The organism is Limibacter armeniacum (assembly GCF_036880985.1).
Lineage (GTDB): Bacteria > Bacteroidota > Bacteroidia > Cytophagales > Flammeovirgaceae > Limibacter > Limibacter armeniacum.
In genome coordinates this window covers 524,715-539,574 of the sequence record NZ_JBAJNO010000008.1, presented here as the reverse complement: position 1 = coordinate 539,574, position 14,860 = coordinate 524,715, and the positions used below count along the sequence as shown (strand labels likewise).

The following is a 14,860-nucleotide window of genomic DNA, read 5'->3' as shown; positions in this document are numbered from 1 at the left end:
GACCAAGTCATCCAGCTTCTATAAAGTTCCAAAAGGAATCTCTCGGGCAATATGCCATTTTTTGCCATCGTGCTTCAACAGACAGACACTTCCTATTTCAATTAGCCGATCATACATTTTCTCCTTAAACTCATCCCAAGCCAAACCAAACATCTCCTTTCTCAAATCCTTAAAGGCAATGGTCATATGTGGATGAAAAGGCTTGTCTCCATACCGTTCTTCCATAATACCCCAATCTTGCTGCACCATCTCTTTGATTCCTGCCTGTAAAGCCAATAAAGGTTCACTTTCTTCCATATCTACAAAAATGACCTTTGGCTTGAAACAGCTATACCCTTTTAGGTTAAGCTCAAATGGTTTTGTGGTTTCCAAATGTGTCTTAAGTGCTCGCATAAGTTCTCCTTCTCTCGCTTCTTCCCATTTGAAAGGAGGCTGTAAAGTTATATGAGGAGGTGATTTGAGCGCCCCTCTCGTCTCAAAATGATCCGCCATATAATGCTTCATATCCCAGACTTCACTTCTGACTGGTTCTGGTGGTACAACGGCTATAAAATACAGTTTCATTGCTGGTCGATTTGTGGAATTGTACTGTTTCTTACCTCTCTGTCTATTGACTTTACTATATTAGCATTTTCCTGAGAAAAAATTATCCAATTATCCATATGAGCAAGCAAACAGTACTGATCACGGGCATGTCACGTGGTATCGGAAAAGCCATCGGACAAACCATGCTTCAGAAAGGCTACCATGTTATCGGAACTGCCCGTAATCCGGAAACAGTAAAAGACAAACTAGAAGGCGCCACTTACCTGCCACTTGACCTCTCCAATGAACAAAGTGTAGAGGAGCTATACGAGCACATCAAGGATACCCGCATCGATATTCTGGTCAACAATGCAGGACAATCCCAACTGGGCCCTGTAGAGGAAAGTGATATGGAGAAATACCGTTACCTTTTTGAGGTTAACTTCTTTGGACTACTAAAGCTGACCAAATATATCCTACCTCAAATGCGAGAGCGCAAGAGCGGTACCATCATCAATATCGGTTCACTGACAGGGCGTTTTGCACTGCCTTACTACTCTAGCTATTGTGCGACCAAGTTTGCACTTTCGGGCTTTACCCAGTCACTAAGAAGTGAAATGATGGACTTTGGGGTTAAAGTCGTGTTGATAGAGCCAAATGATATCGGAACCTCTATCGTTCCGGAATTCCTTTGCCGCAATGAGGCTGAGTACTATCCTATGGCTAACAAGGTGAGAGAAAAGGTAAAAGCCAATATGGCACATGCTGAAAGCCCTCAGATAATTGTGAATGCCGTTGTGAATGCAATTGAAAAGCGTGACACCAAACCAGTATATGTGGCAGGCGGAAATGCAGGATTACTGAAGTTTGTGAAGAGATTGCTGCCGGACAAGCTGGCTGAAAAAATAATCCGTAACAGTTACGATCTGTAATTTTAAGAAACTAGAAGTTAGATGCTAGAAACTAGAATTCTGTCTAGCTTCTAGCATCTAATATCTAGCATCTATCTTAGGTATTCATACCACCGTTGATCTCAATCACTTGACCAGTGATGTAAGTCGACATATCAGAAGCAAGGAATGCAGTCAGGTCAGCAACCTCATCTGCCTTACCACCACGCTTCATTGGAATGTTTTCTACCCAAGCAGCGATCTGATCCTGATCCAATGCATCAGTCATCTCAGTTTCGATAAAGCCCGGCGCAATTACGTTACAACGGATGTTTCTTGCACCCAACTCCAACGCTACCGACTTAGAGAAACCGATGATACCAGCTTTTGAAGCCGCATAGTTAGCCTGTCCAGCGTTACCACGTACACCTACTACCGATGACATGTTTATCACTGAACCGAACTTCTGCTTCAACAGCGTTCTCATAGCTGCCTTAGTCAGGTTAAATACTGACTTCAGGTTCACCTCAATTACTTTGTCAAACTGCTCCTCAGACATACGCATCAACAGCGTATCCTTAGTGATACCAGCATTGTTTACCAATGCATCCAATGTATCAAACTCTGCAGAATAGTCTTTGATCAGCTGCTCTGCATCAGCCATAATAGAAGCGTCAGAGCGGAATGCTTTTGCTTTTACGCCTAGTGCTTCTACTTCTTTCGCAAGTTCTTCAGCTTTAGCTGCAGATGACTCAGAAACGTATGTAAACGCTACATTTGCGCCCATTTCAGCAAACTTCAATACAATAGATCTACCGATGCCTCTAGCGCCGCCTGTAATCAGAATGTTCTTACCTTCTAATAGTTTCATTTTTTCTTGAATAAAACTTGATGGATAATGATAAGGGACGATTCCCTTACTTGGTACTTTATTGTGATAAAACTGTCCAAAGGTAAGAAAATGAATCAAAACCATCTAAAGAACAGATAAGCAAATGCTTATAAATTCAGTCTCAAAGGCTTACGGATTAAACTTACTAACACTTGAACTAAAGCGCCTGAAGGCGTTCAAACAAAACAAATTATGTGTAGGTTAATACAATGCTGATAAACTAACACTAATAAAAATGGACAAAAACAAGTACCTAGAAAGAATCCAATACAAAGGACAACTTGAGACAACGATTGAAGTATTGGAAGCGCTGCAAACCCATCACCTGCTGCATATTCCCTTCGAGAACCTGGACATTCACTATGGCAACCCTATCCTACTTGACACCGAAAAAATCTATACCAAGCTGATTAACCATCAAAGAGGTGGTTTCTGTTATGAACTGAATGGATTGTTCTTCGAGCTTTTAAAGCATTTGGGATTCGATGTTATCAGAATTTCAGCCCGTGTATTTGACAGCAAGAATGGTAACTACGGAGCAGAATTCGACCATATGGCAATCGTTGCCACAATCAATCAGGAGCAGTATCTGGTAGATGTCGGTTTTGGAGAGTTTACCATAAAGCCCTTGAAGCTTGTACTGAATGAAGTGCAACACGATCCAAATGGTGCATTTGTGATTGAAAAAACCGAAGACGGATATTACCGTGTGTCTAAACTGAACGGAGACCAAAAGGAGTTCAACTATATCTTCACAACAACTCCCAGAGCATTTACAGAATTTGGCGGGATGTGTACATACCATCAAAGCAATCCGGCATCACATTTTACCCAAAAGAAAGTAATCAGTAAACCTACGCCAAATGGCAGAATTACCCTTTCTGATGACTACCTGAAGATTAGTGAAAATGGAAAAGAAACCACTCAGTTGCCATTTGAAAGTGAAGCGGACTTTAACCGATACCTTGCCGAATACTTTGGGATCAAAGGACATCAATAGAGGCTGCCTTAAGCAATATGAAAAAGATAAAACGCCTTGACAACCTAGCGCTTTCCCAAAAGTACGGGCTTGAGACAACTTCCACTAATTATATATTCAAGCCTCTGGAAATGACACCAAACCGACAGCATGAGCCGCATCGCTCTTCCATGTACAGTCTCGGTTTGATTGTCGAGGGGAAAGCCACCTTCCATGTTGGCATAAACCAATATGAAGTACAAGCGCCAGCTGTCTTGGCTGTCAGTCCCGAGCAGGTAAGACAATGGACAGTCAATGAAAGCATTCAGACAGTCAGTATCTTTTTCTCCGAAAGCTTTGCAGTAGAAGGGCTTTCTGACCCGCTTTTCCTAACCCATTTTCCTTTTTACAAACCAACAGGAAAGCAATACATTCCGCTCAACAATGAAACCTTCCGACACCTGCAAGCCATCTTTGAATTGATAGCACAAAAAGATCACTCGACTGCTTTTAACCGTATGGAAAGTATCCGATCACTTATCCACGTGCTGTTATTTGAGGTTGAAAGTTTACAGGAAGACAACAACAAACCTGCTTCATTTTCACAAGCCCAACACATCACCATCCAATTTAAGAAGCTGCTAACCCAACATTTTAAAGCACAACGGGAAGTACAGTATTATGCCGAGCAACTACATATCTCTCCCAAGCACCTTTCTCAAACGCTGAAGGAACAAACAGGAAAAACTGCCAGCGAACTGATAGATGATTTGGTCTGTCTGGAGGCTAAAGTATTGCTTCAGGTTCAGCAATTGAATATAGCTGAGGTTGCTGAATTGCTCAACTTTCCCAACCCTTCCTTTTTTGGCAAGTTTTTCAAACGCATTACAGGAATGAGTCCATTGCAATACAGGAAGTCCCTTCACTAACCCATCCGACATCTAGACCATTTTATCGGATATTCAGACCTTCTATCTGAGCGTTAAGCTCCTCAACTTTGCATCATCTCAATTAATCATCCTAATCAGATAAACAACAGATGAAAATGCAAACCAGAAAATTAGGCATAAACGGTCCTGAAGTATCCGCCATCTCCATGGGTTCAAGGTCTGTCAATGAAAAAAAGGCAGACAAACAGCAAATCATTGAAACATTGCAGTATGCCATAGACAAAGGCATCAACTTTTTGAACACGGCGGACTTTTACGGCATGGGTATGAATGAGCTACTTATAGGAGAAGCCATTAAAGGCAGAAGGGACAAGGTATTTCTAAGCGTAAAAACAGGTACACTGAGAAACCACAAAGGTCAATTTCTGGGGCTGGACTGTAGACCGGATGCCATTAAAAATTTCTGTTCCTATTCCCTCACCCGCTTAGGAGTTGATGAGATAGACCTCTACCAACCTGCACGCATAGACCCCAATGTTCCTATCGAAGAGACAGTCGGTGCTATCAAGGATTTGATTGATGAAGGAAAGGTTAGATACCTAGGCCTATCAGAAGCCAATGCCGAACAGCTTAAACGTGCCAATAAAGTTCACCCCGTTTCAGCCTTGGAAATAGAATACTCATTGGCGACAAGGTTTATTGAAAATGAGATCCTACCCACTGCCAGAGAACTGGGAGTCAGCATTGTTCCTTATTCAGTGCTGAGCTACGGCTTACTGACTGGTAACCTGTCTTTCCCATTGCCCAAAGGCGATTATCGTAGTATGTTGCCAAGGTTTCAGGGAGACAATCTGGAATTCAATCTTAAAAAGGTGGATTACTTAAAGGATATGGCAAGCCAAAAAAATGTATCTGCAAGTCAACTGGCACTCGCATGGCTACTACAGCAAGGTGAAGATATTATTCCGATCGTCGGCATGAGCAAACCTCATCGGGTAGATGACAACCTTCAAACCTTAAATGTAACATTCACTCCTGATGAAATAAGCGACTTAAATAACGCTTTTGGGATTGGTGCGCTCAAAGGTGACCGATACCCTGAGGCATTACAAAGAATGGTTGCTTCCTAGGTTTTAATTTAGCTAAAAGTCAGTTCAAGTAGGAATAGAACTTCCTGCTTGAGCTGTACTTAATGATATTTCAAATTTCATTATTTCACTTGCTTAACCAGTCCACCTTTCCAAGCAAAGTAAAGTCCTTGACTGACCGTACCTTTAATATTTGATTTGGATAACCAAGGGTAATATTCAAGTGCCCAATTCGTGAATGCTATCTGTAGTTCCTTTTCCACGATTTGTTGATTTCCTTCTGCTTTAGCTTCCAGATACTTATTTATAAAATTAATAGCCTCAGCTCTTAGCCTTTCACAAATAGCACTAAACTCATCTAGTTCATTTGATGACAGCTTTGGATATTTTTTACCTAGTCGCTCGTTAATTGGCTTCAACCAATTTCCCCCAAATTCAAGACTCATTTTATAGCCTTTATTCAGAATATCTTCTCGAGAGTCACTTGATTGAGATCTAAACCATTTCAGCATAGCCCTATTATTTTATCTATTTGATTCAACAGCAGCAATGAAGTTATCGCTATAAATACAGTATCAATTCCTTTAACAGAGAGCGTACTCCCAAGCAATTCACCTGCACTCTGTTCAGTACTGTCTTCGAGCTGATCATTTCTTTGCTGTCCTTTGCTGCATGCAAGGAAAAGGCACAAAATAACCACCATATAAAATTGCAGATACTTCCTCATTCTTATCTGATTACGATAAACGTTCTTGTTAAATGCCGTGGAGAAGCAATCGCAAGGCATGGACATTTGGCTCTTATTTTGTGTAGTTTTTATTTTTAAGTTTATAGTATCTATCAAAAATTGAGTGTGGGTCATCAAAGTTATCCAACATAATCGCAGAGCCTCCTCTATCAACAAAATCTTTCACATATTCTAATGTCTTTTTTGCTCCAAGGACATCTTGCCCCACCATATCAAACACAATATTATTTGTTGTTGAGAATGTTGCAAAAAGCTCTAACCACTTTCGATAGTTCCCTGCTAAGGTGTTAATTCGTGTTTCTAGTTGAACTCCATCTATTTCGAATAATTTTTCAATCCAAATGCTATCACTGTTTACATGCTTGTCTAAATAATTTTCGATAGTTTTTGTGAAAAATAATGACTTCAATTTATTGGTCTCAATAAAACGCTCTACAAACTCAAATTTCTGGATTACAGCAAGAGACTTATGAGTACTTTTTTTAGTCAAAAGGTCTACTAGTGATTTTTCTAAGTCGAAGAAATGAGCTCCGCTATACAAGCATATACCTATCATTTCATCTTTATCAAGATGAAACTCAGGAATCCAAAATCCATTCAAATCAAAGCCTTTGCTCTCAACTATCATTTTTTATTTCAAACACACTCAACGTTATAGATATTACAAATAGCACTTATTTGTGTATCTGCTTTGAGTGATAGTTATTGTTATTCACCTTTCTTTATCTATTCATTCAGCTACATATCTATAAAAAAATGCTCAATGATTTACAGATAGCTTATCGTTTTAATAAAAAAATAAAAACCCCTCTCACAATGTTTAAAAAGCATTCTCTTCCTTTACATTTGATTCATTCTCTTATTTATTTGAGTTCATTAAAATTGAATAGACAATTAATCCTTTCACTACAACACACAATCTCACCAAACTTCATTATTTAAAGTAGCACTACTATAGACTCCGTTTGAATAGACTACATTCTTTAAGAGAATCAATTATTATCTTTAAACAGCTAATCAACCTTAATTACTCACCATCTATATTTTCAATCCATTTAATTAAAATCACATAAAATATTGATGATAAAGCAATGGATGGTATGAAAATTAATTCAAATCCAGATTCAAAGAGGGAATAAAAAACAACAATAAACACTACCACTGGCAAATAAGCCAAAATCAACACTCTAAAATTATATTCAGATGATTTATCCTCACCTTTCATAAAGGTACTAAGTACACCACTTTGCATACTCATTAACAGATTTAAAAATATCCCCCCAAAAATCCCACCTACTGGCATTAAAAAAATAACAGACACCATTTCATCTTCTGACTGAATTGACATAGTAATAGAAATAAAAAATGATAGCATAAATACTATCCCTACTGATCTATATTCATTATCTTCAGTTAAGTAATCAATTAATTTATTCACATACACTTTCTTTTTCCGCATCATATTCACTTCTTGAATTAAAATCAATTAAACCCCATCCATAAAGATTACACATCAAAGCAATACTTAATTATTGGTTATATAAGGACACATAACAACAAGCTATCGTTTGTTCAAGCTTGATCCTTCTCAATATAGTACTAATCCAAGGTTTAATAAACTGATAGCGCATGTTATAAGCTGTTTTACAGCGTTTCTTTGGTGAGGTACAGTGAGTGAAAGTAAAACGGATACCATAGGGAAGTCCTGCTCCTGCTACTTTGTTCGATCCGGCTTTTTCTTTACGCTAGGAGAGAGAATTAAAAAATGAAACGGATGGAGTTTGAGGCTATGGCTATGCACCGTGACGTGTTTAAGTTCGTATTTCGTTTCGTTTATCTAAGTAGCGAATTCAGAGGATTTGCGGGATTGGTAAATAGCCACAAACCTGTCGTAACCTACTAGCACGACATGGCGTCATAGGTGTTGTTAGCCTTATTTTATTAATTCTCTTACCCTATCCTAAAATCCTTTCTTCTTATTCAAAATTGACTGATTTTGGTTAGATTTTGGGAGTTCTCTAACTAAGTCTCTTGTTTGAGGATTGAAATTTTTTAATTTTTTATCGAGCTCAACCTTCTCGCTCCAATTGAAATCTAGCTCGTTTAACTTAGCTGCTGATTTATTATTAGTGACCATATACCATTCAAGGTAATTTTTTAATTCGGTTTGATAAAAATCAAGTGCACTTTTATAGTTTTCGGGCATTGGAGTGACTGGTCCAAAAAAATGAGCTTCTTCAGGTCCTTTTCCAAAATCAAACAGTGTATTATGAGCGTTTAATGGCAATTGAAGTTCTTCTTCATATCTGTCAATCATATACTCTATGACTATCTCTATTTTTGACCACCATGTAATAATTCGTTCGTTTGTCCAATAGTTATTCCCGTCAAAATAATAACCTCCAAAAGGATCAATATCAGCTGCATTCTTTATTTGGTTTAATTCGATAGTACTAAGAGGTTGTTTGAAAATAAACTCATAGTAGTTTTCATCTCCCCCTACATTGTTAGGGGCTTCTGGTTGCCCTGTTCCACAATTATCAGTTTGTGTGGTATAGATTGGTCCCGGCGTATTTAACCAAAAGACTTCTTCATTTTTAGCCCCATTTATATCATGTTCGTCACATCCTATTTTCTCCAATAGCTCTATCGTTGGAGATCCTTGGTATAGGTGTAATATTGAATTTTCAGGAATTTTCATTCTATTAAGGCTAACACCAAGCTATCGTTTGTTCAAGCTTGATCCTTCTCAATATAGTACTAATCTAAGATTTAATAAACTGATAATGCATATTATAAGCTGTTTTACAGCGCTTCTTTGGTGAGGCACAGTGTGTGAAAGTAAAACAGGTACCGTCGGGAATTCCTGCTCCTGCTACTTTGTTCGATCCGGCTTTTTCTTTACGATAGAAAGGAGTATTAAAAAATGAAACGGATAGAGTTTGAGGCTGTGGCTAAACTATCGGCCGAGATAAAGTTATTAGAAAGTTAGTAAGTGTCAAGTTCATCGTCAAACCGTGTTTGATTTAGCCCATGTTGTGCGATCGGCTTTTTCTTTTTCATTCTATTGGCTTCCATTTTCCTTTTTCGAAAAATACGTTGTAAAATTTTGGCGACTTAAACACCAAATAGAAATCCCAAGCATTTCTGTAAGTTGTCGGCACTCTACGGTACAGTTTTAATAACAAAGTGAATTAAGGGTGTAATGCTGGATTACAGGATATTTGCAGGTTATTTAAGGGCTGATTGGGGCAAGAAAAAGCAAAGGTCTAACTTTGCCGTTCGCCAAAACCACAAGCCAGACCTTTACCTTTATGTTGACTGCAAATATACTTGAAATCCTCTGCGGTTTCCAAATCGTCAAAGGCAAACCAAGCAAACAGGTACTAGCCAAGCTAATTACGGCCTTGGTGGAAGATGAAAATGTGCAATTTCATCAGATAGCCAAAAACTTGCCATCCAAGGCGCAAAAAGCTTCTCGGACCAAGCAAGTCAAACGCTTTATGTCAGGAGCTGTGTTCAATTATCAGGCCCTGATGGCATGGTTGTTTTCCTGCCTGCCATCCGGAAAGATCACCCTCTGCATTGACCGAACCAACTGGCAGTCCAGAAAGCAGGCAGTGAATATTCTGGCCGTGACAGCCTACAGTCATGGCGTGGGTTTCCCACTGGCTTTTCGGCTACTGGACAAAAAAGGAAACAGCCACCAGCAGGAGCGTATTGATTTGCTGAAGGAAGTGCTTCAGATTGTACCTCCCGAGCGGATCGGGAAAGTGATTGCAGACCGGGAGTTTATCGGCAAAAAGTGGCTTCGGTTTATGACCATGCAAGGGATTGTCTTCTGCGTTCGGATTCCATCACACCACAAAATCAGCATCGATGGTGTGGAGAAAACAGGAGAGGTATGGAGCAAAGAAGGCTTTCGCTGTACTGACCGAAGAGCGACGATCTATGGAATGGACCTGACTCTTTCCATGCAGATGACCAAGGATAAAAACGGGCGAAAGGACTACCTGATCGTAGTCTCAAACCTGATGAAAAGAGGCTTGCTGTCAAGCTATAGAAAACGGTGGAGCATCGAGGTGTTCTTCCAGTCGCTCAAAGGGCGGGGATTCAACCTGGAAGCCACTCACCTGACCAAATTGGATCGGCTTGAAAGACTTTTTGCTGTGGTGTGTATGGCCTTTGCTGTTTGTCACTTATTTGGCGTGGCTTTCCATGAAAAAGTACAAAACATAAAAGTAAAGAACCACGGTTACAGGGAGAACAGCTATTTCAGAAAGGGAAAAGATCTGTTGCAGGAACATTTCTGTACGAGATCCCGCCAAGTAGGTAATGAGATCAAAGGACTTTGGAAGAAGTTTTGGAGGGGAATTAGTCCCAAAACACCATCTGAAAAACTGGTTTTTAGTTGGTTATAAAAAAGTGTACCGTAGAGTGAGTTGTCGGAATACTTGTCAAAATGTGGTGTATCGGTTGTTCCATTTCAATTATTAATCTAGCTGAACTGTATGGTGTTGTTGTTTTAATTGTCCCACGATAAGTTTTCAATATTTTCTCTTTGTCAGTCACATAGAAGAAAATTGAGTCCTTGTTAGTTATTTCAAAACGAAAATGGTTGTATTGCCAATCAGTCTGTTTGCCTTTGAAATAGCCTCGATTAATAACATATTCTCCATAGTAATCGTCCTTGTCCAATTCTGTCTTTGAAGTTAACCACCGAACAATACCTGACAGTAGTGCAAGTCCAAAAATTCCGAGCCAAATAAATCCAAGTATTTTTCCAATCCAAAGTTTCCTCGATAGAAGCCAAGCTATCAATAGAATTCCTGTCAATGGGACAAGAATGAAAATGAAGAATAAATTAAATCCAAATCCCATTTTTAATTCTCAGGTGTCGTTTTTTTTAGCTGACGCACAACGGCCTTGTGTATGAGTAGTAGCGACTTGCGTAGTGGAATGCATCAAATTTTGATGATGTTGATGCGTACCACAAATGCTGAAATACAGCACTTTGCCGCTATTACTTATGACACTTTGTTGGCAACAGTATTTCATATTTCTAGTGTATATTAAAATTAAATCTTTCTTTTATAATCCAGTTGTTATCAACCTTTTGAAGATAGTACAAATCAACTTCATACTCTTTAGCTCCTTTTCCTTTTTTTACATTAAAATATGCTGTATTAATCAGTACATTGTTTTTATCCAAATAAATCGGTCTGCCGACTGTTCTAAATTTTATTGAGGAAAATGTATTTCTAAAAGGTCGAACCACTTTATATCCTAATTTTTCAAATCGTAGAGAATTCTTAATTACTAATCTCTTACATTTGATTTTCCGTGCATCCCAAAAAACTCCATCTACTTTTATGTCAAGATACTTATTAATCTGAGAAGTATCTAAATCTATATGATTCAAAATGGTTACATAAGGTATCTTATCATACTTTTCAATCAATGGAGTATGTCCTATTCTAATTTTTCCTTCTAGTTTTTCCTTATCCAGAAAAGAGCTGTCTTGATAAAAATCAAACTTACTAATAGAATAAAAGCACATTGACTCAACTTTTATCTTTTTACTTGATTCATTACATATAACAGTCTCAAGTATTCTATAATCTTCTGTAGTTAGATTCTGAGAAAAAACCTGAATAGTTGTTAATAAAAGTACACTAATTAAAATATTCCTCATGGTAAAAGTCTCTCTTTCCTTATTGTTGCCAACACCAAGCTATTGTTAGTTCAAGCTTGATCCTTCTCAATATAGTACTAATCCAAGATTTAATAAACTGATAGCGCATGTTATAAGCCGTTTTACGGCGCTTCTTTGGCGAGACACAGTGTGTGAAAGTAAAACAGGTACCGTCGGGAATTCCTGCTCCTGCTACTTTGTTCGATCCGGCTTTTTCTTTACGCTAGAAGGGAGTATTAAAAAATGAAACGGATGGAGTTTGAGGCTGTGGCTAAACTATCGGCCGTTTCTCCAATGTACAAGCCGGTACGAAACCAGTTTTGGGGCTACTCTTCTGCCAAAGGAGATGCTGTTCATTTATCGGAGTAAGGTGGTTTTTGTCCTTTAATTACGTTAGCTTTTCTGCATACGCTGACAGGTTATCAGCTTTTTTCACCTGCTACCTTCCACTTTCTGAAAACACGTTTTCTCAAGGCTTCAGGCGGAAAGTAAAAAACCAAACCCTTCGGGTCTGGCGCAGAAAAGCTAAGCTTTATTTTTTACTCAAAAACCTCCTTGTGGCTGCCATTACTTATCTCCTTGCTTGCTACCTCTCCACCAAAACGCAGGACTTTCCGAATGGCTTATAACGATTAGTATATGGCATGTAGGGCTATAGAAAGCAAAGTCCTTTCAAGCTAGCTCCGAGCCAAAGCGTTGTATTTTGTTTTTAACTTATTCATTCTTAAAAGCCAAATCAACGATTTGGCGGTGTTTGTAAATAGCACTGAACTTTGGGTAACCACCGAACGCCCTATTTGCTATATACATTGTTGGCGATAGTTCTTTCTTGTTTTGTAATGTATTTTGATTTTACAAAAAGCAATGCTCCTGTAATTGTGATCATGTATAGACCAAATGAAATCAGTTGATGTGAATTTGAAACTTCGAGCTGTCCATTAACCTGAAGGATCATTATTCCATTTGGTCCGTTTGAAAAGATGTTGTGATTAGTCAAGTTCCAGCCTAAGTGCAATCCTATTGGCAAGATTAACGATTTTGTCTTGTCATACGAAGTAGCGAAAACATAACCCATAAATCCTGTTACCAAAAAAACTAGGGTCATTGCAGGAAGGTTGCCTAAAACTCCGTTCGCATACCAGTGATAAATACCAAAAGCAATAGATGATATTAAAACACCACTTCTACTATTCAAGTATTTAATTAGCAAATATAGCAGTACACCTCGGAATAGAAACTCTTCGAACAGCACTGAGTTTATATCATAATAGATAGAAGATAATAGTTTTTTAATGTTTAAATCGTTTGACAATTTCCATGTTATATTACTTGACATGGAGAGAATTAATTGCGTAATCACACATAAAATAGCCATTAAGGAAAACCCTTTAATGAATTCTTTAAATCGCTTTTTTGTCGGTTCTATCCATGCTTTAAAAATATTCCGTTTTTCAATCAGATAAATAATTAGCCAGGATATTAAAGTAATAATTGTATTGTATACTATGGTCATTTTCAGTATTGTCGCCAACAACAAGCTATCGTTTGTTCAAGCTTGATCTTTCTCAAGATAGTACTAATCCAAGATTTAATAAACCGATGGCGCATGTTATAAGCTGTTTTACAGCGCTTCTTTGGTGAGGCACAGTGTGTGAAAGTAAAACAGATACCGTCGGGAATTCCTGCTCCTGCTACTTTGTTCGATCCGGCTTTTTCTTTACGCTAGTAGGGAGTTATTAAAAAATGAAACGGATGGAGTTTGAGGCTGTGGCTAAACTATCGGCCGTTTCTCCAATGGACAAGCCGGCACGAAACCTGTTTTGGGGCTACACCTTTGCTAAGGAGATGCTGTTCATTTATCGGCGTAAGGTGGTTTTTGTCCTTTAATTACGTTAGCTTTTCTGCATACGCTGACAGGTTATCAGCTTTTTTTCACCTGCTACCTTCCGCTTTCCGAAAACAGGTTTTCTCTAAGCCTCAGGCTGAAAGTAAAAAACCAAACCCTTCGGGTCTGGCGCAGAAAAGCTAAGCTTTATTTTTTTCTTTAAAAACCACCTTGCGGCTGCCATTACTTATCTCCTTGCTTGCCACCTCTCCACCAAAACGCAGGACTTTCCGAATGGCTTATAACGTACATTGGTAAAAGTAGTAGCTTGGCCTTTTGCTCGCAAGGCTTTGCGCAGCTATTACTTTTTACCTAGTGTTATCATCTTTTTCATCAGCTCCACAATTTTCGGTAACACTTGACTGCTAGAGTCCCTTACTAAGTATCCTTTATCGTAGGATTTGATAAACTCAGTGAAGTTGTTGTCATCAAGATTAATATCAACTATTCCACCGTTGAAGAAACTAACCCTATCCACAAACTCAGTTGGAAGATAAGTTGCACCGGAAGTTCCAATAATGAATAGTAATGCCGTGTTGTCAGCTATGTCACGTACTGTTTGAAACTTATAATATTTTTCGTTGTACGTTTCATCAAACCATAGCACATGTGGTCTGAGGTCTTCACCACAATTTGGACATTTCAGTAATTTCTGTTCTTGTTCTGTTATTCGATCTCCTCTTTTCTTGTCGGAAATACCTTGGGGAAAAGGGTATAAATTTGAAGTGCACTCATCACCACATCTTACAAAATCCAAATCACCATGTACATAATAAGTTCTTTCTAAAGAGTTGCCAGCTTTCTTGTGTAATCCATCGACATTCTGAGTTATTAGAGCAAATTGATCATTCAATAAATCCTCGATTTCTACTAGAGCCAAATGCCCTTCATTAGGTTGAGCATTCTTGCAAATAGTCTTTCTAAATAAAAACCACTTCCAAACTTCCTCGGAGTTCAAACAGAACATTCTGTAAGTTCCAATCTCTTCGGGTTGATAGTTTTTTGATCCGACTTTCCAAAAGCCATCTTTTCCTCGAAAGGTTGGAATACCACTTTCCGCACTTAGGCCAGCACCTACTAAAAAGCTTATTTTCTGTTTTGAAGCTATTGCGACTTTTATATCATTTTCTAACCTACTCCAATCCATTCAGTTTTATAAGTCAAGTTGATGATAACAATTGTATATAGTGCACAGTGGTATATATTCCGTAAAATCAGGGGGTAAAAGCACCATGGTTGATATACACACTGTGTCAAAAACTCCATTAAGCTACAGCATATATCAATAT

The 14,860-nt window shown here is 38.5% G+C and carries 16 protein-coding genes; 6 read left to right on the top strand and 10 right to left on the bottom strand.

Annotated elements, in window-relative coordinates; all coding sequences use genetic code 11:
• Positions 1-18: 18 nt before the first annotated feature.
• On the bottom strand, positions 19-564 hold the full coding sequence (locus V6R21_RS08215) for a 2'-5' RNA ligase family protein (RefSeq protein ID WP_334242596.1): 546 nt from the start codon (positions 562-564) through the stop codon (positions 19-21).
• A 98-nt stretch (positions 565-662) separates the two neighbouring features.
• Between V6R21_RS08215 and V6R21_RS08210 the strand changes: the two genes are divergently transcribed.
• A complete protein-coding gene (locus tag V6R21_RS08210; protein ID WP_334242593.1) occupies positions 663-1,457 on the top strand; it encodes an SDR family oxidoreductase in 795 nt (264 codons plus the stop codon).
• Positions 1,458-1,533: 76 nt separating this feature from the next.
• Here V6R21_RS08210 and fabG read toward each other — a convergent pair whose 3' ends face one another.
• On the bottom strand, positions 1,534-2,286 hold the full coding sequence (gene fabG / locus V6R21_RS08205; protein WP_334242591.1) for a 3-oxoacyl-[acyl-carrier-protein] reductase: 753 nt from the start codon (positions 2,284-2,286) through the stop codon (positions 1,534-1,536).
• A 256-nt stretch (positions 2,287-2,542) separates the two neighbouring features.
• Between fabG and V6R21_RS08200 the strand changes: the two genes are divergently transcribed.
• The 3 genes from V6R21_RS08200 (at position 2,543) to V6R21_RS08190 (ending at position 5,285) form a co-directional block, all read left to right on the top strand.
• Positions 2,543-3,307 (top strand): arylamine N-acetyltransferase family protein, encoded by a 765-nt coding sequence (locus V6R21_RS08200; protein ID WP_334242589.1) that lies wholly within the window; start codon positions 2,543-2,545, stop codon positions 3,305-3,307.
• Positions 3,308-3,324: 17 nt separating this feature from the next.
• On the top strand, positions 3,325-4,194 hold the full coding sequence (locus V6R21_RS08195; RefSeq protein ID WP_334242586.1) for a helix-turn-helix domain-containing protein: 870 nt from the start codon (positions 3,325-3,327) through the stop codon (positions 4,192-4,194).
• Between the two features lie 116 nt (positions 4,195-4,310).
• The gene (locus tag V6R21_RS08190) at positions 4,311-5,285 is read left to right on the top strand and encodes an aldo/keto reductase (protein WP_334242584.1); all 975 of its coding nucleotides are present in this window, start codon (positions 4,311-4,313) and stop codon (positions 5,283-5,285) included.
• A gap of 80 nt (positions 5,286-5,365) precedes the next feature.
• On the opposite strand, the gene V6R21_RS08185 is transcribed toward V6R21_RS08190, so the two are convergent.
• The 4 genes from V6R21_RS08185 to V6R21_RS08170 all read right to left on the bottom strand — a co-directional run bounded on the left by V6R21_RS08185 (position 5,366) and on the right by V6R21_RS08170 (position 8,692).
• Entirely contained in the window at positions 5,366-5,755 is a 390-nt protein-coding gene (locus V6R21_RS08185) for a hypothetical protein (protein ID WP_334242582.1), read from the bottom strand.
• Positions 5,756-6,043: 288 nt separating this feature from the next.
• Complete coding sequence (locus V6R21_RS08180; protein WP_334242580.1) at positions 6,044-6,619, bottom strand: hypothetical protein; 576 nt, start codon at positions 6,617-6,619, stop codon at positions 6,044-6,046.
• Between the two features lie 399 nt (positions 6,620-7,018).
• Positions 7,019-7,429, bottom strand: coding sequence for a hypothetical protein (locus V6R21_RS08175; protein ID WP_334242578.1), 411 nt, complete (start codon positions 7,427-7,429; stop codon positions 7,019-7,021).
• Positions 7,430-7,951: 522 nt separating this feature from the next.
• Positions 7,952-8,692 (bottom strand): hypothetical protein, encoded by a 741-nt coding sequence (locus tag V6R21_RS08170; RefSeq protein WP_334242576.1) that lies wholly within the window; start codon positions 8,690-8,692, stop codon positions 7,952-7,954.
• A 613-nt stretch (positions 8,693-9,305) separates the two neighbouring features.
• On the opposite strand from V6R21_RS08170, the gene V6R21_RS08165 reads away from it, so the two are divergent.
• Complete coding sequence (locus V6R21_RS08165; RefSeq protein ID WP_334240753.1) at positions 9,306-10,412, top strand: IS4 family transposase; 1,107 nt, start codon at positions 9,306-9,308, stop codon at positions 10,410-10,412.
• Here V6R21_RS08165 and V6R21_RS08160 read toward each other — a convergent pair.
• Complete coding sequence (locus tag V6R21_RS08160; RefSeq protein ID WP_334242574.1) at positions 10,399-10,872, bottom strand: hypothetical protein; 474 nt, start codon at positions 10,870-10,872, stop codon at positions 10,399-10,401. The genes V6R21_RS08165 and V6R21_RS08160 overlap by 14 nt on opposite strands.
• Before the next feature lie 181 nt (positions 10,873-11,053).
• Complete coding sequence (locus V6R21_RS08155) at positions 11,054-11,686, bottom strand: hypothetical protein (RefSeq protein WP_334242572.1); 633 nt, start codon at positions 11,684-11,686, stop codon at positions 11,054-11,056.
• A 243-nt stretch (positions 11,687-11,929) separates the two neighbouring features.
• Here V6R21_RS08155 and V6R21_RS08150 point away from each other — a divergent pair, with 243 nt between their 5' ends.
• Positions 11,930-12,055: a hypothetical protein gene (locus tag V6R21_RS08150; protein WP_334242570.1), complete on the top strand. Its 126-nt coding sequence runs from the start codon at positions 11,930-11,932 to the stop codon at positions 12,053-12,055.
• A 424-nt stretch (positions 12,056-12,479) separates the two neighbouring features.
• Here the strand turns inward: V6R21_RS08150 and V6R21_RS08145 are convergent, their stop codons facing one another.
• On the bottom strand, positions 12,480-13,217 hold the full coding sequence (locus tag V6R21_RS08145; protein WP_334242567.1) for a CPBP family intramembrane glutamic endopeptidase: 738 nt from the start codon (positions 13,215-13,217) through the stop codon (positions 12,480-12,482).
• 655 nt (positions 13,218-13,872) lie between these two features.
• Positions 13,873-14,718: an SIR2 family NAD-dependent protein deacylase gene (locus V6R21_RS08140; RefSeq protein WP_334242564.1), complete on the bottom strand. Its 846-nt coding sequence runs from the start codon at positions 14,716-14,718 to the stop codon at positions 13,873-13,875.
• Positions 14,719-14,860: the final 142 nt, after the last annotated feature.